The following is a 17,737-nucleotide window of genomic DNA, read 5'->3' on the forward strand; positions in this document are numbered from 1 at the left end:
GAGGGAGCCGTGCGGAGAAGTCAGCGAGCAGATGGCCGGGACCGGGACCGGCACGTTCTGATCATCGTGCAGAACCTTCCCGTGCCATTCGACCGCAGGGTGTGGCTCGAGTGTCGGGCCCTGAGGGCCAATGGCTATCAGGTGAGCGTCATCTGCCCCAAGGGACCGGAGGACAGTTCCCGCGAGACGATCGACGGTGTGCGCATCTACCGCTACCGTCCGCCCCGTGAGGCCAGGGGAGCCCTCGGCTTCGCCGCTGAGTTCGCCTACTGCTGGCTGCGCACCGCCATCCTGTCGGTCGAGGTGGCCAGGGCCCTGCCCTTCCGGGTCATCCAGGCCTGCAATCCGCCCGACACCTACTGGCTCCTCGCCCTGCTCTGGAGACCCGCCGGGGTGCGCTTCGTCTTCGATCACCACGATCTCAACCCGGAGCTGTTCATCTCCCGGTTCGGGCATCCCCGCACGGCGGTGCAGAAGCTGGAGTACCGCATCCTGTCCCAACTGGAGCGGCTGACCCATCGGACCGCCGACCGGGTCATCTCCACCAACGAGTCGTACCGGCGGATCGCCATCACCCGCGGAAGGGTGAGGCCCTCCCATGTCACGGTGGTGCGAAGCGGTCCCGACACCCGGGTGATGGCCCCCAGCTACCCCAGCCGGCCACGGCCCAGCGGCGCTGTCGAACTCGTCTATCTGGGCATCATGGGGCCCCAGGACAACGTCGAGATCGTGCTCCACGTGATGGACGAGTTGGTGCACCGTCGGGGACACACCGGGGTCCATGCCACCCTGATGGGCTTCGGCGACTCCCTGGAGAGTCTGCGAAGGCTGGCCCACAGGCTCGATCTCGACGACTCAGTCACCTTCACCGGTCGGGCGGACCGCAGGATGGTCGCGGAGAATCTGAGTCGTGCCGACATCGGTCTGTGCCCCGATCTCAAGACTCCTCTCAACGACCTGTCGACCATGAACAAGACGATGGAGTACATGGCCTTCGCCCTGCCGTCGGTCTCCTTCGATCTGACCGAGAGCATGGTGAGCGGCGGGGACAGCATCCTGGTGGTGCCCTCGGGTGACGTGAGCGCCTTCACCGATGCGGTGGAGAGGCTGATCGTCGACCCGGACCTGAGGCTGAGGATGGCCAGAGCCGCCCGCTCCCGGGTTGCCCGGGACCTCGACTGGCGGCCACAGGCTGAGGTTTATGTCGGCGTCTACGACTATCTGCTGGGAGTCGAGCGTCCCAATGGCGCCCTCCACGCCGACCTGCCGCCTCGCAGCAGGGACGAGTGGGGCAACCGCATCGTCCCGCTCGAGGACGAGCACGAGTTCGACCGGTTCATCCTGGAGCGCAGATGAGACGGCCGGCGCGACGCCCTCGCGGTGGAGGACAGGGTGAGGGATTCATCTGGTTCGCGGCCCAGGACTGGTGGTACCACAATCAGGCCCACTCCGACTTCCAGCTGATGCGCCAGGTCGCCCGGAGCCGACCGGTGCTGGTGGTCAACAGCCTGGGGCTTCGCGCCCCCGGACCCAGAACAAGTACCCGACCCGGCAGACGGATTCTCCGCAAGCTGCGCAGCATGACCAGGTTCCTCAGGCGTCCTGTGCCCGATCTGCCCGGCTTCCATGTGTACACCCCGGTGATGCTGCCGGCCTACGGCCGCAGCGGGGCGGTCTACCGGTTCAATGCCTGGCTCATCCGGACTCAGGTGAGAGTGGCCGCCCGACTGGCCGGAATCCGGGGAGTCCCGGCGATCGGAGCGACGATTCCCACCGCCTGGCCGGTCGTGGCGGGGATGGCCCGATCCACACTCGCGTTCAACCGTTCGGACCTGCAGTCGGCCTTCCCGGAGGCGGACGGGCAGTGGGTCGCCGGTCTCGAACGGAAGTTTCTGACCCACAGTGACCATGTGCTCTACGTGAGCCACGAACTGATGCGCCGGGACTCCTCGCTGGTGGGGGAGCGGGCCTTCTTCCTCGACCACGGAGTGGATCTGGACCACTTCAGGGCCGATGGCCCCGTTCATCCCCAGATCCTTGAGATTCCGTCACCCCGGATCGGCTTCTTCGGCGGGATCGACGACTATGTCGTGGATCTCGATCTGATAGAGCAGACGGCGCGCCGGATACCCGATGCCAGCATGGTGCTGATCGGCGATGCCACCTGTTCGATGGACTCCCTCACCCGCCTGCCGAACGTCCACTGGCTCGGCAAACGCGACTATCGCGACATTCCGGCCCTGGGCCGAGGCTTCGATGTCGCGATCATGCCGTGGCTCGACAACGAGTGGATCCGATTCGCCAATCCGGTCAAGCTCAAGGAGTACCTGGCACTCGGGCTGCCCGTGGTGACCACCGAGTACCCCGAGGTCGAGGGGTGGCGTCACCTGGTTCGGGTGGCGGACTCGCCGGACGGGTTCATCGACGAGGTGAGGAGGGCGCTGGCCGATCCGGGTGACCCCGAGCCGCGCACCCAGTCCGTGATCCCCTACTCCTGGGCCGGTCGGGCCCGGGCCCTCCTGGACAATGCCGGTCTTCTGGACACTGCCGGTCATCAGGACGAGGGAGGACGCTGATGTGCGGAATCGGTGGTGTGCTCACCAGGCGAGGGCCGGCCTCCGCCTCCGGACTGGAGAGGATGACCCACTCGCTGCGCCACCGCGGCCCCGACGAGTCGTCGACCTGGGTCGAGGACCGTCTCGGACTGACCCACACCCGGTTGTCCATCATCGACCTCGCCGCCTCTCACCAGCCGATGCACGCCGTCGACAGATCGTGGAGCGTCGTCTTCAACGGGGAGATCTTCAACTACCGGGAGCTGCGAGAGGACCTGGACTACCCCTTCCGCACCGAGGGTGACACCGAGGTGCTGGTCGCCGGACTGGTGCGCCATGGAATCCGGTTCGTGGAGAGGCTGCGCGGTCAGTTCTCGATTGCCGCCTATGACCACACCGGTAGGACCCTGCACCTGGTGCGCGACCGGCTCGGAGTGCTTCCCCTCTACTACCGTCTCGACCACCGTGGGATCGTCTTCGGTTCGGAGATCAAGGCGATCCACGCCTACCTCGCAGAACCTCCCGAGGTCGACCCCGACAGTCTCGACGGGTACCTCGCCGGACGGTCGGTGCCCGCCCCGTTCACGCTCTTCGCGGGAGTTTCCAAACTGCCTCCCGGGCATCGCGCCGAGATCGGAGAGTCCGGGGAGCTCCGGGTGGACCGGTACTGGGCGCCGCCCTCGGTCCGTGCCACGGACCTCGATCCGGCGAAGACGGTGGACGAGGCCGACCGGAGAATTCGTGATGCGGTCCAGGCGGCCCTGGTGGCAGATGTGCCGGTGGGCTCCTATCTCAGCGGCGGGGTCGACAGCAGCCTCATCGTCGCGGTGATGAAGGAGTTGCGCGGCACGGCGCCGGTCGACACCTTCGCGGCCGGATTCGGCGATCCGCGCGTGGACGAGCTCAACTGGGCGCAACTGGTCAGCGACCGGGTCGGCACCCGTCACCACCAGGTCGAGGTCCGTGCCGAGGACTTCCTCGCGCTGTGGCCGAGCCTCACCTGGCACCGCGACGCGCCCATCTCCGAGCCCGCCGACATCGCCGTGTTCAGGCTGGCCCAGACCGCGCGCCAGCACGTCAAGGTCGTCCTCAGCGGGGAGGGTGGCGACGAGCTCTTCGGTGGCTACCCCAAGTACCGGTTCGCCTCCTGGGGCGGGCGGGCCCGATGGGTTCCGGCGGGCCCGCGCCAGGCGGTGGGACGGTTCCTGGAGGCTCGGCTGCCGGCCAGCATGGGCCGTCACCGGATCGCCCTGCGGGCTCTCACCGCGGGGTCGGAGGTCAACCAGCTGGGTACCTGGTTCGCTCCCTTCACCGCGGCCGAGAGGCGCGAGCTGATCGGGCGTGACCCGGCGCCGGAGCGAGCGCGTCAACTGCCCGACGGGACCGACGAGATCGACCGGATGCTGCGCTACGACCTGGCGAGCTGGTTGCCCGACAACCTGTTGGAGAGAGGCGACCGGATGACGATGGCCGCTTCCCTCGAGCTGCGCCCGCCGCTGCTGGACCATCGCCTGGTCGAGTTCGTCTTCGGACTCCCCTCCAATCTCAAGGTCCGTCGTGGCGTCCCCAAGTGGCTGCTCAAGGAGGTGGCCCGGCGCTACCTGCCCGAGGAGATCGTCACCAGGCGGAAGGTGGGGTTCCGAGTTCCCCTGGACAGCTGGTTCCGGACCGGTCTGCGCGAGACCGCCCGGGACCGCCTCACCGGCCCGGGCTCCTTCGTCGGGTCAGTCCTGGACCGCCACGCGGTGTCGCGACTGCTGGACCGCCACGAGGGTGGCGGTCATGACGAGGAGATCCGGATCTGGACCCTGCTGTCCCTGGAGGTCTGGCACGAGGTCTGCGTCGACGGTTGGGCGAAGGAATGGCGGGCGGCATGACCGACGATCGGCTGAGACGCCGACTGGCCGGTGCGGGCTACCGGGGGCTGCTGGGTCTCACTGCGCTCACCGACGCCCTTCCCGCCCGCCTCCGGTTCGGACACTGGCAGTCGGTGCTGGCCCTCACCCGACCTGCCGACGATCTGCCCGCCGTGCCACGGCCCCCGGGTCCACCGTCGGACGGTCGCGACGCACCGTCCCCTGATCCGGTGCCACACCAGTCCTGGGGGCCGAGCTGCATGCTGGTGGCCGGTGAGCTGGACGGCGGAGGGGTCGAGCAGGTGGTCGCCACACTGGCCCTGGGGCTGCCCGGCGAGGGGTTCGAGGTGGAGGTGGTCACCTCCCGGTCCGGACGGGTCGGGGCAGAGCTGGTGGCTGCCGGGGTGACCGTGACCGTCTGTGACACCGAGGGGCTGGCCGACCTCATCGCCGGACGCCACCCCGATGTGATCGAGTTGCACCGGCCCGACCCCGGTCTGGTCTCGGCGGTCGCCGCTTCGCAGAGGCCCGTCATTCCGGTCTTCCACGCCGTCGAGTCCTACCTTGACTCCGGCGCACGGGCCACACTCGCCGCCCTGTCAGGGTCCGCACCGGCGTGCATCGCGGTCAGCAGCGGGGTGGCCCGGTACTTCTCCGGGCTGGCGGAGGGGGCGAGGATCTCGGTGGTGGTCAACGGGGTGGCCCCCGACGGCGTCGCCCACGCCCCCGACCGGGTGGGCGCCCGCACCGTCCTCGGGGAGACGATCGGCTCTCCGATCCTCGATGAGGACATCCTGGTGGTGGCCCTTCAGCGCTACAGCGACCAGAAGAACCCGGCCGGACTGGTGGACGCCTTCCTGGTGGCGGCCGAGAAGGATCCCCGGATGCGGCTGGTGGTGGCCGGATCACCCGACAACTGGTTGGAGTACCGCCGGGCAGATCTGCTCCGGAGACGATCGGCGCTTGGCGAGCGGGTGCACCTTCTCGGTGACTCCGACCCGGCGACGATTCTCGCCGCAGGCGACGTCTACGCTCTGGACTCCTTCGCCGAGGGCGGGCCGCTGAGTGCGGTCGAGGCGGCACTCCATGGTCTGCCGCTGGTGCTCTCCGATGTCGGTTTCGCCAGGGACCTGGTCGGCCGGGAGGGTGTTGTCGGCGAGGTCGTCGACGGTCCCTGCCCCGGATTCGGCCAGGCCGATCTGGCCAGGGTGCGCCGGCGCCTGCACCAGCCCAACCGGCGACTGTTCGCCGACGCCCTGGTGCGGGCGCCCGGGCGTGGACGAGGACGATCCGGTCAGGTCCAGGAGCCCTTCACCGAACGCGCGATGGTCGCCGGCCACGCTGGCGTGCTGCGTAGCGTCCTGGACTGACTCCTGGACTCACCGGTGTCGAGTCGCGCGGCGGCACTCCTGTGCCACCCACCGCGGGGACGGCCCGGGTGGCATCGGGGTCGATCGCCGAGGCGGGCACCGCGATCGAGCCGTCGGGCTTGACCACTGGCGCCCGGTACTGCCGCTGGATCCACACAGCCTCGTTGCCGGTGGGGCAGGGCGTGTTGTCCGGGCACAGCGCGGGGTCGTAGTCGGCATAGCTCACCAGAGCGTCCCTCTTGAGGATCAGAGCCTTCCCTGCAACATTGGCGGGTTCGACGCGGATGCCGTAACCACGGTAGGCGAGGATGGGTCCCCGGAAACCGGTCAGCGCGCTGACCGCGACCCTGGCGGCCGCCATGTGGTCTGCGTGGTCCTCCTGGCCCGAGCGGCCGTCCTGGATTCGAACGGTACGGGGGTTGGTGGCCTCGACGATGGCCCGGACCGTGGCGATGAGGCTGTCGCGGTTGTAGCTGGATGATCCGTCGAGGGAGGAGATCGTGCGGATCCGGCCGTCGAGAAGCTTGCTGAGGGACCGGTGCCCGGTGGTCTCGGTGCCCGTTCCGTCGAGGTCCCCGTCCGGCAGACGCAGGCTGTAGAGAGTGATGCGGCCCTGTCCGGGGCTGCGGGAGACGTGCAGCCGGTGACCTGCGAAGGTCGCCGATCCCCGGTTCCACTCGGGCCCGGGGTCCATCGCGGTCATCGTGGCATAGGCCATCTCGGGACCGATCTCACGGTCCTCCCAGTACTGGGTGCCGTTGCCGGAGTCACCGGCCGTCAGGAAGACGGTGGTGGCGCAGGCTCCCGCGTTGAGATCGTTCTGGAGGTCGGGATTCATGAAGATGATGTCGTCATCCTGATGGGCGACGATCGTGAGAATGTTGAACGGGCAGCGGTCGGCACCAGGATCGGTGCCCTTGACGCTCACCCCGCCTGAGATCACCGACGGTGCGCCCCGCCAGCCGGTCATCACGGCCCGGTAGTCGGTGGAGGCCTTCGGCTGCTTGATCGTGACGGTGGCGTGGCCCTGATCGTCGAATGTGCCGGTCTCCGCGTTCACCCAGGTGCTGCCCTTGCGGTACTGGAGGGTCACCTGGCGGCCGATGCGGATCGGACTGCCGATCGCGGTGAGGGAGACCTGCGATCCTGAGACGGCTGTCGTGAGGCGGACATTCTGGTCGACGGCGCGAACGGTGACCGGTTCGGTGGTGATCTGCGGGTAGCTCTTCCCCTGATGAGAGGTCTTCGGGGAGAGGGCGCGAAGCGACATGATCCCCTCCGCCGTGACGTCGAAGCTGAAGGAGCCGTCGGCTCGGGTGCGCGCCGACCCGATCGTCACCCAGTTGCGGTTCTGCGCCTTCTGCAGGACCACGGGACGGGCGAACCGGGTGGTCTGTGCGGAGCGGAACTCGAACTTCTCGTGCCTCATGGGCACATCGGGAACCACCACGGTGGCCGGTTCGGTCGCCTCGGTCGAGGTGTCACCGGGCGAACAGCCCACCAGTGAGACCGCCAGAATCGGGGGGAGAATCAACGCCCACAGAATATGTCCGCGCATGTCCACCACTTCACGTCAGGGCTGGTCCGAACCGGAGGTGCGGAAAGTGCTCAACATATTAGCGGTCGATGACGCCCTCAGTGGGACCCGAGCAAGGTGACATCCCACGGACTGAACGCCCGTTAACATGCAGCCATGAACACGGCTGAGTATCTGCTCGCCGGCGGTGCGGCCGGTGACATTTCTGTGGTGGACTCCGACGGCGCGCACAGCTACGCCGACCTGCGCGGCGAGGTCGCGCGCCGGCTCGAACTCCTCGACGAGTCGGGGCTGGGTCCCGGCGGCCGGGTCGGGCTGATCGGCGTCAACAGCTTCGGCTGGGTGGCCAGTTACCTCGCGGTGCTCGCAGCCGGCATGGTCGCGGTGCCGATCGCCGCCACCCTGCTGCCCGAGGAGATGTTCTCCCGAGTGGAGTGGCTCGGCGTCGGGGCGACCTTCCTCGGCCCCATCGAGGCGCGCCGGCTGGCGGGTCGGCTCCCGCACACCCTGGACCTCGGATGGGACGGCACCTCGGTGCCCGCCTCGGAGATCTCCGTCGTCGAGATCTCCGAGGACCGGGACGCCACACTCGAGTTCACCTCCGGGACCACCGGTCGGCCGCGGGTGGTGCGCATCACCCACGGCAACCTGATCGCCAACACCGAGTCGATCCTGGGATACCTGCCGTTGACCAGTCGGGAGCGGGTGTTCGTGGTCCTGCCGTTCAGCTACGTCTTCGGCGCCTCCCTGCTGCACACCCACCTGAGGATCGGCGCGACCCTCGTGGTGCAGCGCAGCGCTGCCTTCCCCCAGCAGATGGTCGACCGGATGGCGTTGGAGCACTGCACCGGACTCGCCGGGGTGCCCTCCACATTCGCCGTCCTGCTGCGCAACAGCACCTTCGGACGACAGCCACTGCCCGATCTGCGCCTCGTGCAACAGGCCGGCGGGAAACTGGCACCTGCGATGGTCGATGAGTTGAGGAGAGCCCAGCCGCAGGCCCGACTGTTCCTGATGTACGGCCAGACCGAGGCCACCGCACGGCTGTCCTACCTGCCGCCCGAGGATCTCGACCGCAAACCGGGATCGATCGGTCGGGGAATCCCGGGAGTGAGTCTCCGGGTGGTCGGCGAGGACGGCGCCGAGGTGGCGCCCGGCGAGGTGGGTGAGATCAGGGCGCGCGGAGGCAACATCTCGCCGGGCTATCTGGACGACCCGCAGGAGACCGCCAGGCGGATGCCCGACGGCGAGTTGCGGACCGGCGACCTCGCCACCGTCGACGGTGAGGGATACATCTACGTGGTCGACCGTCGCGAGGACTTCATCAAGTCCTGGGGGGTGAGAATCTCCAGTCAGGAGATCGAGTCGGCCGCTCTTCAGCTCGACGACCTGGTCTCGGTCGCGGTGGTCGGCGTCCCCGACGACGCGGCGGGGGAGCGGGTGGAGATGGTCGCGGTCCGCAGGGACGGCTCGACCATCACCGAGCAGGACATCCTGGTGCACTGCCGGGCTCGGCTGGCCAGGCACATGGTGCCGGTGGCGGTCCACCTCGTGCCATTGATTCCCCTCAACAGCAACGGTAAAGTCGCAAAACAAGATGTCCGCGAACTCTGTGTCGGCTGGGGGAGTGCCGATGCGTCTCCGGAAGGGACACCATGACACGAAAACTTCTCCTCGTCGCCCTGGCCGTCACGCTCGTCGTGGTCGCCGCAGCATCGGCGCGGGTACTCCACGGCAGGTCAGCGACGGTGCCGGCCGCGGTGGAGAAGAAGACCCCCACCGCCACCGAACTCGCATCCTTCAGCGACAGGAAGATCTTCTTCGGGCACCAGTCGGTGGGCATGAACATCATCGACGGGCTCCAGGCGACGTACTCCCCCTCGGGCCGTCCGACCCTCACAGTGGTGGAGTCTCGGACGGCTCCTGCCAGGACCGGTGGCTACCTCGCCCACGCGCCGATGGGGGTCAACGGTGATCCGATCGGCAAGTTCGCCGATTTCACGACGGTGATGAACGGTTCGATGGGCAAGGCCGTCGATGTGGCCATGCTCAAGCTGTGCTACGTCGACGTGACCGCGCAGACCGATGTCGACGCGCTGTTCAAGAAGTACTCCGCGATGATGGCTCAGCTCGAGGCCGCACATCCCGACGTGACCTTCATCTACACGACCGTCCCGCTGACCACTGATCGCGGGTGGAAGCAGAAGGTGAAGTCCTGGCTCGGCCGCGATGACCAGATGGGTCCTGCCGACAACGCCGCCCGGGAGCGCTACAACCAGTTGGTGCGCAAGCAGTACAGCCAGACCGGTCGGTTCTTCGACATTGCCGCAGTCGAGTCCACCATGGACAGCGCACCGGCCGAACGCAAGCGCGACGGTGTGCCCTACTACGTGCTGAACAACAGGCTCGCCGCCGACCCGGGCCACCTCAACGGGGTCGGCTCACGGGCGGCCGCGGCGGAGTTCGTCAGCGTCGTCGCGGCTCAGTGACGCTGCGCGGAGTGGGTGTCGATGTCGTCGACCTGCTCCGCTTCCGCAGCCTGATCGACAGGTGGGGGCAGGCCCTCGCCAGGCGCTGGTTCGACACCGAGGAGCTGGACCAGCCGGGTGACCGGGCACTGAACCTGGCGCGGAGCTTCGCCGTCAAGGAGGCCGTTCTCAAGGCCCTCCGCCCGAGCGCGGTGCACCACCCGAGGTGGCGGGAGATCGTGGCCGTCGGGGATGGCACCTCGATGGCGGTGCGGTTGTCCGGGCTGGTCAGGAGGGAGGCAGACGCCTGGGGTGTCAGGTCGATCTGCGTCACAACGGCGGTGCGCGACCAGATCCTGATCGCGACCGCCATCGCCGAGGTCGCTCAGACCTCCGGCACCTCGCCCAGCAGCACCGGCCTGTCGTGAAGATAGGCGGTGGTGCGCCGCTTCTGCTCGATGTCTTGGACCACACGTCCGACCTGTTCCTCGGTGAGACCGGTCGCCGCGGCGATCTCGGACGTCGGGACGTCGTTGTTGTGGCCGTACAGGCACAGGTCCATGAGGTTGTACGGGAGGCTGAAGTAGAACTCCTCCTGGGACTGCGGCATCGAGTAGGTGTCGGTGGTCGGCGGCCTGGTCCGAATGCTCTCGGGTACCCCGAGGTACTCCGCCATGGCGTAGACCTGCGACTTGTAGAGGTGGGCGATCGGCTTGAGATCGGCCGCCCCGTCACCGAGCTTGACGAAGAACCCCTGGTCGTACTCGAGTCGGTTCGGGGTTCCGGCCACCGCGTAGTTGAGGCGGTCGGCGTGGAAGTACTCCAGGACCTTGCGGGTGCGCTGCTTGAAGTTGGTGGCCGCCACGATCTCGAGGTAGGCGTCGGTGGTCAGCCGGTGCGTCTCCTGGCTGCCGTCCGGGGCCTCCACCACGATCGAGTAGATCCGGTAGCGGTCGGAGTCGACCACACTCGGCAGCACGATCTTCGACCGGTATCCCGGACCGTACTCGGGAACCACCCGGCGGATCGCGTCATCGCGACGGCGGTAGCAGCCGAAGGCCTCCAGCATCGGGGAGATGTCCTCGTGGCGGGAGTCCACTCCCAGTGATGCGATGAGTTCGGAGCTGATCGGCAGCGTCTCGTCGGAGGACTCGGACTCCGGCAGCTGCAGGGCGAGGACCCGCTCGGGGCCGAGCGCCCGCACGCACAGGGCGGCCACCACGCTCGAGTCGATGCCTCCCGAGACCGCGACGACTGTTCCCTTGCGCCGGGCTCTTCGCAGGTAGCTGCGGATGCCCTCGGAGATCCGGGTGGTCTCCGCGGCCTCATCGATGCGGAGGGTCGCTGGGCCGAATGCGGTCATGATGTGCTCCTTGATCGGTAATCGAACACTGCGGGGTCGACGGGGGACTGGGCGGATCGCGCCTGGCGCGACGGGCCTGATCGAGCAGCAGCTGGGTCGACAGGACGGCCACCAGGCGCATGTTGTCGGTGTTGCTCATGCCCCGGCCCAGACGCCTGCGCGCCTTCGACATCAGGGCACTGACCATCGCGGGACGGAACACGCCGCTGCGGGAGAGCGCCTCGGAGGAGGTGACGTCGCCGACCCAGTCCGGTGTGCCTCCCGCGAAGAAACTCGCCGCATCGGGGGCCCGGTAGGGCTGCTTGGGGCGACTCAGGATCTCTTTCGGGAGCAGATCCTGGAATGCCAGCTTGAGCAGGTGCTTCTCGTCGAGTCCCTTGATCTTCTGCTCGGCGGGCAGGGCGGCGGCCAGCCGGCTCACCTCGACGTCGAGGAAGGGGAACCGTCCCTCGACGGAGTTGGCCATCAGCATCCGGTCGCCCTGCGAGGCCAGGATGTAGCCGGGCAGCAGGGTCCGCATCTCCAGCCACTGCGCCCGGCCCAGCATCTCCCACCCGGAGCTGTCGGCCGGCATCGCGGCGACCAGGTCGTGGGCCACCGTCGAGTCCACGCGCAGCTCGGGAGTGAGCATGGACTTCATCGTCGAGGCGGTATCCCATCGCGGGCGGTGGGACATCGCCGGGTCGTGGGGATCCAGATTCTGGCCGAAGAACTGTGCGGCGAAGGCCGGTGCCCGGCCCGGGGACCGCTCCATCCAGGGGTAGAGCTGCATCACGGCGCGCTGACGTGCGTCCGGATCGGGGTCTGCGGCCCACGTCTGACGGACCTTGGCCTCCAGGAAGATGTCATAGCCGGCGAGCACCTCATCGGCTCCCTCTCCGGTCACCACCACCTTGTACCCGCTCTGGTGCACCAACCTCGACAGCAGGAACATCGGGGCGGGGGCGGTGCGCAGCAGGGGGTGCTCGGCGTGCCACACCACCTCGGGGAAGATCTCGGCGATGTCTCGCTCTCCGACCTCGACCTCGTGGTGCCTTGTCCCGAGACGCCGGGTGAGCAGGTGCTGGAAGTGTCCCTCGTCGTGCTCGGGCGAGTCGAAGCGCAGCGAGAAGGTGTCCACCTCGACGTCGGTGAAGGAGGCGATGAGGGATGCCGTCACCGAGGAGTCGATACCGCCCGACAGATAGGCGCTGACCGGCACATCGCTGCGCTCGAAGCGCAGTCGCACCGCCGCGATGAGCCGTTCCCTCAGTTCCTGGGCGTTCTGCTGCTCCGATCCGCCACGACCCGTCGCGGGTTCGGTGAAATCGGGAGTCCAGTAGGACGACGTCGAGGAGTGCTTCCCGCTGACACACATCCAACTTCCCGGTGGAAGCTGGCTGACCCCCTTGAACGGGGTGACCGGAGCCACCGGTGCCCAGAAGGTGAGGATCTGGTCGAGACCCACCGGATCCAGGTCCGGGCCAGCCTCTGCGACGGCGAACAGCGCCTTCATCTCGGAGGCGAACCGCAGCTCGCCGCCGTGCCACGTGTAATAGAGCGGGCGAACGCCGTAGCGGTCCCGGCTGAGGATCAGCTCGTCGGTGCGACGGTCCCAGATGGCCAGCGCCCACTGCCCGTTGAACCGGTCGAAGGCGAGTGGACCCCACTCCTCCCAGGCATGGACGATGACCTCGGTGTCGCACCGGGTGCGGAAGCTGTGGCCGCGGTCGGTCAGCTGAGCCCTCAGCTCCACGTGGTTGAAGATCTCCCCGTTGAAGGTGACCCACACCTGGGAGTCCTCATTGCACATCGGCTGGACGCCGTGGGCGGTGTCGACGATCGCGAGTCGGGTGTGTCCCAGGGCGACCCTGTCGTCGACGAAGTACCCGCTGCCGTCCGGACCGCGGTGGCGCAGAGCGACCATCATGGTCTCCACCCGCTCCGGGGAGGGAGGGCGTGCCATCGAGTAGGTGCCACATATGCCGCACATTTCTCAGTGCTCCAGTACTCCGTTGTGCGTCGATCTCATTGCGACAGCCTAATGGGTGCAATGGTTCACCGGCAGGCCCTCAAAGAGGTGACATGGAATCGGCCCGGGACACCCCTTCACCGGGTATGGTCCAGCCATGCAGATCGACGACGCCACACTGCGCGAGAAGGTCCGGGGATTCGTCCTGGAGGATCTACTGCTCGGGGACTCCGAGAGGCTGCCCTCCGATGACTCCTCATTGCTGGAGACTGGAGTGATCGACTCCACCGGAATCCTGGAACTCATCGAGTTCCTGGAGCAGAACTTCGGAATCCAGGTGGCCGACAACGAGACGATCCCGGAGAATCTGGACGGGATCGACCGCGTCGTCTCCTATGTGCTCAGCAAGCGATCCTGACCTGCGGTGACCCCGATGGGCGCACTACGGGAGGACATCGCGCGAGGAATGGCGGCAATGCTGCCGTCGGCCCCCTCCGCACGCACGCGTCTGCAGTATCTGCTGACGAACTCGGAGTTCCACTGCGTCGCGGCGTACCGGTTCGGTCAGCTGGCCAACGACCTCAGACGTCGGCACTCGCCACTGGCGGTACCGGCGCTCGCGGTGCACCGGTTGGTCAACCGGGTCATCACCCACATCGATCATCTGGAGATTGCACCGGGAGCCAGCATCGGACCCGGACTGCTGCTGATGCACCGGCACGGGGTGATCATCGGACCCGCGGTGATCGGACGCCACTGCGTGCTGCACCAGAATGTCACCATCGGTCAGCGGGTGGCCGGCGGGGACCAGGGAGTCCCGAGACTGGGCGATGACGTCTGGATCGGGCCCGGGGCCGTCATCACCGGAAGCGTCACGGTGGGTGACGGGGTGGCGATCTCGGCCGGCTCGGTGCTCTCGAAGGACGTCCCCGACCGTTGTCTGGTGGCGGGCAACCCCGCGCGGGTGATCGCCAAGGACTACGACAACTCCCGGATGATCGGACTCGGCGGGGAACCCGAGTCCTGATCTGCGAGCGGCCCGGTCGCCGACTCCGGGTCCGTCCGCAGGAGAACCAGGACCGCGGAGAGCTCACCGACCCGCGCGGATTCGGCCCCACCGGCCGTTTCGGAGACCGGCCGGAACGATCATCTGTGGTAATTTCCAGCTGCGAGAAGTGGACAGGCACTCACGATCGACGGGACGGGCACAGATGACCATGGAGATGGCCGTGCGTGAGAGTCCCGGTGGTTCGCAGCAGCCCGAGCGGCCCGGCTCACAGGTCGGCGGGTCCGACGCAGTCGGGTCCGCCTCGGACCGGCCCCCGTCCCACCGGCCGCCCCGTCGGGACCTGGCCGCCAGCCAGGTGAGCGCCCTGATGCGCACCGCTCTGGTCTGGGCTGTTGCCGGCGGACTGGTGGGCGTCGGCCTGTGGGGTCTGTTCGGCCCCGGTCACCTCGACGACCTGGTGGGATCGGTCATCGGTTCCGCCCTCGCCGTGCTCTTCCTGTGGACCGGGAGGTCGGTCCATCTGCTGGTCGACGGCGGATCGATGGCGGGAGCTCTCATCCTGTTCGTCCTCCAGCTCGCGGTGCTCGGAGTCCTCGGCACCGCCGTCATCTCGGGTGACCTGCTCGCCCGCCTGGGGACCGGCCCGATGCCGGTGGTGACCACCCTTGCCGGGGTCGCCGTGACGTGGACCGTCGGAGTGGTGGTCGCGGCACGACGCCCGCACCAGCGCATCTACCGGGATCCGGGGGACAGATGAGAATTCAGCCCTCGGCCTGTGTCGCGCACCCCGTTGGAACAGCCGCAGCAGGGGTCCGAACTGCTAATGTGACTCCCGTCATGAACAGAAACGCATCGCCGCGCAGACCCGCGAACCAGGGACACACCGGTTCGGGATCAGACGACGCGATGGGCGTGCTCAGCTATGTTCTGGCAGGCCTACTCCTGTACGGCGGGCTGGGCTGGCTCATCGGTCACTGGCTTCATCAGAACTGGATCTTTCCGATCGGGATGATCCTCGGCCTGGCCGCAAGTGTCTATGTCATCGTGAAGAGATACGGGTCCGAGGTCCCTGTCTCCGGCGAGAAGAAGGAGAAGAAGTGAGCCACGGGCTGTTCGTGCCGCTGGAGTACCACACCCCAGGTCTCGACGACTTCAGGTATCCGGGGACATTCGGCGTCTCATGGATGGACAAGCCCTTCTGGCAGGCGATCATCGCCACGGTGATCGTGATCGGCCTGTGGCTGTGGCTCAGCCACTCCATGAAGGTGGTGCCGGGCAAGCGGCAGGTCTTCGCGGAGTACTGCTACAACTTCATCCGCAACTCCCTGGTCCGCGACATCATCGGCACCGGGTACCGCCGGTGGCTGCCCTATCTCGTGGCCCTGTTCAGCTTCATCCTGGTGAACAACTGGTTCGGCGAGCTGTTCATCTTCATGTTCCCCACCTTCTCGCACGTCGGGTACGTCTACGGCATGGCGCTGGTCTCCTGGGTGGTCTACATCGCCGCCGGGATCCAGGCGAAGGGGCCGTTGAAGTTCTTCAAGAACTCGATCCTTCCCCCTGATGTCCCGGTGGCCCTGTGGATCCTCATCATTCCGTTGGAGATCCTGTCGAACTTCATCACCCGGCCCGTCACCCTGGCCCTGCGACTGTTCGTCAACATGTTCGCCGGTCACCTCATCATCCTGATCTTCCTGGTCGGTGGGGGATATCTCCTCACCTATGCCGGCAATCCGCTGTACAACGTCACGGGGGTGGTGTCGATCATCTTCAGCGTCGCCCTCTTCGGACTGGAACTGTTCGTCGGCTTCCTGCAGGCCTACGTCTTCACCGTCCTGTCCGCGCAGTACGTCTCCACATCGATCTCGGCCGAGCACTGAGATCACACTGAGTTTCGTCCCCAGTCCGGGGACGTAGATGAGAAACGCCCCCGGCGGGGCACAATCCGGAAGGAAACACTCCATGGTTCCCATGCTTATCGGCGGTTCTCTGAACGCCATCGGGTACGGCATCGCCACGCTGGGCCCTGGCATCGGCGTCGCAATGATCTTCTCCGCCGTCATCAACGGCACCGCCCGTCAGCCTGAGGCCCGGCCCGCCATGATGACCACTGCCTTCATCGGCTTCGCCGTGGTCGAGGCCCTGGCCCTGTTCGGCTTCGCGCTGGCGTTCATCGTCTCGTGACTGCGGCCCTCGTGAGTACAGTCATGACTGCGCCGCCGACGGCTCTGCTGGTGAACCTCGGCCCGCTGATGCCCGAGCACCCCATCGAGATCATCCTCGGCATCGTCCTGGTCCTCATCATCACCTGGGCCTGCGCCAAGTTCATCGTCCCTCGCTTCGAGGACATGTACCACGAGCGTTCGGAGACCATTCAGGGTGGCATCGAGCGCGCCGAGAAGGCTCAGCAGGACGCCCGGGCTGCTCTCGAGCAGTACCAGGCTCAGCTCGCCGGTGCCCGCGACGAGGCCGCCCAGATCCGTGAGGACGCCAAGACGCAGGGCGCCCAGATCGTCGCCGAGATGAGGACCAACGCGCAGGCCGAGGCCAATCGCATCTCGGCCCAGGCCAGCGCCCAGATCAAGGCCCAGCGCGACCAGGCGGTCGCCGAGCTGCGACGCGAGATCGGCGGACTGGCGACCAATCTGGCCGGCCGGATCGTCGGGGAGTCCCTGGACGACGACGAGCGGGTTCGCTCGACGGTCGACCGGTTCCTCTCCGAGCTCGCGGTGCAGCCGGCCAAGTCCTCCCAGGCGGTGGACAGGGCATGACCTCCGCACCAGCCGACTGGGGTGTCGCCGCAGAGCGCACGGCCACCCTCGATGCCGCACTCGACGGCGTCTCGGTGACCGGTCACCTCAGCGAGGAACTGTTCGCCGTCGTCGACCTGCTCAACGCCCAGCCGACCCTGTGCCGGGCACTGAGCGATGCCGGCAGTCCGGCACCGGCCAGGCAGAAGCTCGCCTCGCAGTTGCTGTCGGACCAGCTGAGCGCCGAGGCGTTGACGGTCGTCGAGGCCGCGGCGGCAGTGCGCTGGCCCTCCTCGGCCGGGCTGTCAGGAGGACTGGAGCGCCAGGCCGTGCGGGCCCTGCTGCTGACAGCTGTCAGCGCCGGGGAGGCCGACCAGGTCGAGGAGGAGCTGTTCCGGCTCCGCCAGACGGTGCTCGGGGACCTCGACCTGTCGGTCGCCCTGGAGGATCGCGACAGGCCGGTCGCCGATCGCCGCGAACTGGTGAGATCGCTGCTGGCCGACCGGTCGACCAGCCAGACCAGGGAACTGGCCGCCAGGGCGGTGCCCACCACCGGGCGCGCCCACTACGAGCAGGTCCTGGCACGCTACCTGGAGCTGTCGGCGGACCTGCGCGGTGCGTCGATCGCGGTGGTGACCACCGCCCGCGCGCTGAGCACCGCCCAGCGCGAGGAGATGGTCAACCAGCTGGAGCGCATCACCGGCCACCACATCGACCTGCGCGAGACGGTCGATCCGTCGGTGCTGGGCGGGGCCAGGATCAACCTTCCCGATGAGGTCATCGACGGCACCGTGGCGCGCCGTCTGGACCAGGCCCGACAGTCGTTGGGCTGACCAAGAATGTTCTACCCGTGGTCGGGCTGGTGCCGGACCCCCGAG

General features: G+C 67.6%; 18 protein-coding genes. 15 read left to right on the forward strand and 3 right to left on the reverse strand.

What is annotated here, in order from left to right; all coding sequences use genetic code 11:
• Positions 1 to 81: 81 nt before the first annotated feature.
• From FEZ32_RS10795 to FEZ32_RS10810, 4 genes are read left to right on the forward strand one after another with little or no spacing between them, the layout of a single operon-like run.
• On the forward strand, positions 82 to 1,356 hold the full coding sequence (locus tag FEZ32_RS10795; RefSeq protein ID WP_244937859.1) for a glycosyltransferase family 4 protein: 1,275 nt from the start codon (positions 82 to 84) through the stop codon (positions 1,354 to 1,356).
• A complete protein-coding gene (locus FEZ32_RS10800; protein ID WP_138680593.1) occupies positions 1,353 to 2,576 on the forward strand; it encodes a glycosyltransferase in 1,224 nt (407 codons plus the stop codon). Before FEZ32_RS10795 ends, FEZ32_RS10800 begins: the two co-directional genes overlap by 4 nt.
• Positions 2,576 to 4,432 (forward strand): asparagine synthase (glutamine-hydrolyzing), encoded by a 1,857-nt coding sequence (gene asnB / locus FEZ32_RS10805; RefSeq protein WP_138680594.1) that lies wholly within the window; start codon positions 2,576 to 2,578, stop codon positions 4,430 to 4,432. Before FEZ32_RS10800 ends, asnB (FEZ32_RS10805) begins: the two co-directional genes overlap by 1 nt.
• Positions 4,429 to 5,781, forward strand: coding sequence for a glycosyltransferase (locus FEZ32_RS10810; protein ID WP_175415778.1), 1,353 nt, complete (start codon positions 4,429 to 4,431; stop codon positions 5,779 to 5,781). The genes asnB (FEZ32_RS10805) and FEZ32_RS10810 overlap by 4 nt, the downstream gene beginning before the upstream one ends.
• Here FEZ32_RS10810 and FEZ32_RS10815 read toward each other — a convergent pair.
• Complete coding sequence (locus FEZ32_RS10815) at positions 5,723 to 7,315, reverse strand: PIG-L family deacetylase (protein WP_028702411.1); 1,593 nt, start codon at positions 7,313 to 7,315, stop codon at positions 5,723 to 5,725. The two genes, FEZ32_RS10810 and FEZ32_RS10815, sit on opposite strands and share 59 nt — an antisense overlap.
• A gap of 159 nt (positions 7,316 to 7,474) precedes the next feature.
• Here FEZ32_RS10815 and FEZ32_RS10820 point away from each other — a divergent pair, with 159 nt between their 5' ends.
• Genes FEZ32_RS10820 through FEZ32_RS10830 form a run of 3 tightly spaced genes read left to right on the forward strand, consistent with a single transcriptional unit; the run spans position 7,475 to position 10,214 of the window.
• Complete coding sequence (locus FEZ32_RS10820; RefSeq protein ID WP_028702412.1) at positions 7,475 to 8,977, forward strand: class I adenylate-forming enzyme family protein; 1,503 nt, start codon at positions 7,475 to 7,477, stop codon at positions 8,975 to 8,977.
• Positions 8,974 to 9,807 carry an SGNH/GDSL hydrolase family protein gene (locus FEZ32_RS10825; RefSeq protein ID WP_138680596.1) on the forward strand — a complete coding sequence of 278 codons (834 nt, stop codon included), beginning with the start codon at positions 8,974 to 8,976 and terminating at the stop codon, positions 9,805 to 9,807. Before FEZ32_RS10820 ends, FEZ32_RS10825 begins: the two co-directional genes overlap by 4 nt.
• Positions 9,808 to 9,818: 11 nt before the next feature.
• Complete coding sequence (locus tag FEZ32_RS10830; protein ID WP_175415779.1) at positions 9,819 to 10,214, forward strand: holo-ACP synthase; 396 nt, start codon at positions 9,819 to 9,821, stop codon at positions 10,212 to 10,214.
• Here FEZ32_RS10830 and nadE read toward each other — a convergent pair.
• The gene (nadE, locus tag FEZ32_RS10835) at positions 10,172 to 11,149 is read right to left on the reverse strand and encodes an NAD(+) synthase (RefSeq protein ID WP_138680598.1); all 978 of its coding nucleotides are present in this window, start codon (positions 11,147 to 11,149) and stop codon (positions 10,172 to 10,174) included. The two genes, FEZ32_RS10830 and nadE, sit on opposite strands and share 43 nt — an antisense overlap.
• On the reverse strand, positions 11,112 to 13,094 hold the full coding sequence (asnB, locus tag FEZ32_RS10840; RefSeq protein WP_244937860.1) for an asparagine synthase (glutamine-hydrolyzing): 1,983 nt from the start codon (positions 13,092 to 13,094) through the stop codon (positions 11,112 to 11,114). The genes nadE and asnB (FEZ32_RS10840) overlap by 38 nt, the downstream gene beginning before the upstream one ends.
• A 163-nt stretch (positions 13,095 to 13,257) precedes the next feature.
• Between asnB (FEZ32_RS10840) and FEZ32_RS10845 the strand changes: the two genes are divergently transcribed.
• The 8 genes from FEZ32_RS10845 to FEZ32_RS10880 all read left to right on the forward strand — a co-directional run bounded on the left by FEZ32_RS10845 (position 13,258) and on the right by FEZ32_RS10880 (position 17,692).
• On the forward strand, positions 13,258 to 13,518 hold the full coding sequence (locus tag FEZ32_RS10845) for an acyl carrier protein (protein ID WP_138680600.1): 261 nt from the start codon (positions 13,258 to 13,260) through the stop codon (positions 13,516 to 13,518).
• A 48-nt stretch (positions 13,519 to 13,566) separates the two neighbouring features.
• The gene (locus FEZ32_RS10850) at positions 13,567 to 14,127 is read left to right on the forward strand and encodes a serine O-acetyltransferase (RefSeq protein ID WP_232020948.1); all 561 of its coding nucleotides are present in this window, start codon (positions 13,567 to 13,569) and stop codon (positions 14,125 to 14,127) included.
• A gap of 202 nt (positions 14,128 to 14,329) precedes the next feature.
• Positions 14,330 to 14,866 carry a cyanate permease gene (locus tag FEZ32_RS13970; protein WP_244937861.1) on the forward strand — a complete coding sequence of 179 codons (537 nt, stop codon included), beginning with the start codon at positions 14,330 to 14,332 and terminating at the stop codon, positions 14,864 to 14,866.
• An 80-nt stretch (positions 14,867 to 14,946) separates the two neighbouring features.
• Positions 14,947 to 15,210 carry a hypothetical protein gene (locus tag FEZ32_RS10860; protein WP_338028423.1) on the forward strand — a complete coding sequence of 88 codons (264 nt, stop codon included), beginning with the start codon at positions 14,947 to 14,949 and terminating at the stop codon, positions 15,208 to 15,210.
• A complete protein-coding gene (gene atpB / locus FEZ32_RS10865) occupies positions 15,207 to 15,989 on the forward strand; it encodes a F0F1 ATP synthase subunit A (protein WP_028702418.1) in 783 nt (260 codons plus the stop codon). Before FEZ32_RS10860 ends, atpB begins: the two co-directional genes overlap by 4 nt.
• Positions 15,990 to 16,071: 82 nt before the next feature.
• Positions 16,072 to 16,293 carry an ATP synthase F0 subunit C gene (atpE, locus tag FEZ32_RS10870; protein ID WP_028702419.1) on the forward strand — a complete coding sequence of 74 codons (222 nt, stop codon included), beginning with the start codon at positions 16,072 to 16,074 and terminating at the stop codon, positions 16,291 to 16,293.
• A 23-nt stretch (positions 16,294 to 16,316) separates the two neighbouring features.
• Entirely contained in the window at positions 16,317 to 16,880 is a 564-nt protein-coding gene (locus FEZ32_RS10875) for a F0F1 ATP synthase subunit B (protein WP_097798752.1), read from the forward strand.
• Positions 16,877 to 17,692, forward strand: coding sequence for a F0F1 ATP synthase subunit delta (locus FEZ32_RS10880; protein ID WP_138680601.1), 816 nt, complete (start codon positions 16,877 to 16,879; stop codon positions 17,690 to 17,692). Before FEZ32_RS10875 ends, FEZ32_RS10880 begins: the two co-directional genes overlap by 4 nt.
• Positions 17,693 to 17,737: the final 45 nt, after the last annotated feature.

It is taken from the genome of Acidipropionibacterium jensenii, assembly GCF_005890135.1.
Taxonomy (GTDB): Bacteria; Actinomycetota; Actinomycetes; order Propionibacteriales; family Propionibacteriaceae; genus Acidipropionibacterium; species Acidipropionibacterium jensenii.